A 1348-nucleotide genomic window follows, 5' to 3' on the forward strand; every position below is an offset into this window, starting at 1 on the left:
GGCACCTGTTCACGGTGGAGCACGAGGTGCGCAGCGCCACCCATCCGATGTATTTGCGGCCGCTGGTCAACCGCAATCCGGCCTCGACCAACCAGACCTATGCGCACGGCCACGACCAGTGGGAGTTTGCGATGGGACCGGACCAGTACGACGGGCGGTGACGCTCATGCTTGCCTCGCAACGCGACCTGTTCGATATCCCGCGCGATATCTGCTATCTGAATTCCGCTTCCTACAGTCCGCTGCCGCTGCAGACCCTGGAAGCCGGCCGTGATGCGGTCGGGCGCAAGGGCCAACCCTGGAGGCTCGATCCGGGCTTTGCCGGCCGCCAGCACGACCGCGCGCGGATCGCCGCCGCCCGACTGATCAACGCCGATGCCGCCGACATCGCGCTGATCCCCTCGATCAGCTACGGCGTGGCGACGGCGGCCAAACTCCTGACCATCCCGCGAGGCACGCGCGTGCTGGTGCTGGAAAACGATCACTCCTCGCCGGTGCTCGAATGGCAGACCCGCGCGGACGCGCAGGGCTTTGCCGTCGAGACCATCCGCCAGGCCGATGACGCCGACTGGACCTCGATGGTGCTCGCCGCCATCGAGCGACCGGGCGCGGCTCCGGTTGCGCTGGCCTCGATCTCGTCGGTGCACTGGTCCGACGGCGGCTTGATCGATCTCGAACAGGTCGCGACCGCGCTGCGCCGGCAAGGCGCCCTCTTCCTGATCGACGCGACGCAAGGCGCGGGTGTGCTGCCGCTCGACGTCAAACAGCTCGATCCTGATTTCGTGATCTTCCCGACCTACAAATGGCTGCTCGGCCCCTATGGCCGCGCCTTTCTCTACGTCGCCAGACGCCATCAGGGCGGCATTCCGCTCGAGCAGACGCCGGGCGGCCGCCGCGATGTGCGCGCCGAGAACGCGGTCTATTTCTCCGACACAAGCTATGTCGGCGATGCCAGCCGCTTCGACATGGGCGAGCGCGACCATTTTGTCTCGCTGGAGATGGCGTCGATCGGCATGGAGATGATCGCCGAATGGGGCGCCGCGGCCATTGCGCAGCGTCTTGCGATGCTGACGGATCGGATCGCGGAAGGCGTGCGCGATCTCGGCGTCAGCATTCCGCCGCGTCACCTGCGGGCGCCGCATATTTTATGTCTCGGCTTCAAGGACGTGACGGTCAAGGCGCTGGTCGAGGGGCTGGCCACCGAGGGCATTTTCGTCGCGCCGCGGCTCGGCCGCATGCGCGTCTCGCCCCACGTCTTCAACGACGAGACCGATGCCGACCGTTTTGTCGCGGCGCTGGGCCGCAGGCTGCGGGATTAGCCAACCTTGGCCTGCCGGCTACCCGGGTCA

General features: G+C 67.0%; 1 protein-coding gene. It reads left to right on the top strand.

Going from position 1 to position 1348, the window contains the following annotated elements; translation table 11 throughout:
• Positions 1 to 166 precede the first annotated feature (166 nt).
• Positions 167 to 1318, top strand: coding sequence for an aminotransferase class V-fold PLP-dependent enzyme (locus Q7U29_RS15300; RefSeq protein ID WP_304742833.1), 1152 nt, complete (start codon positions 167 to 169; stop codon positions 1316 to 1318).
• Positions 1319 to 1348 lie beyond the last annotated feature (30 nt).

Origin of the sequence: Bradyrhizobium sp. (assembly GCF_030654605.1) — a bacterium.
Classification (GTDB): domain Bacteria; phylum Pseudomonadota; class Alphaproteobacteria; order Rhizobiales; family Xanthobacteraceae; genus Bradyrhizobium.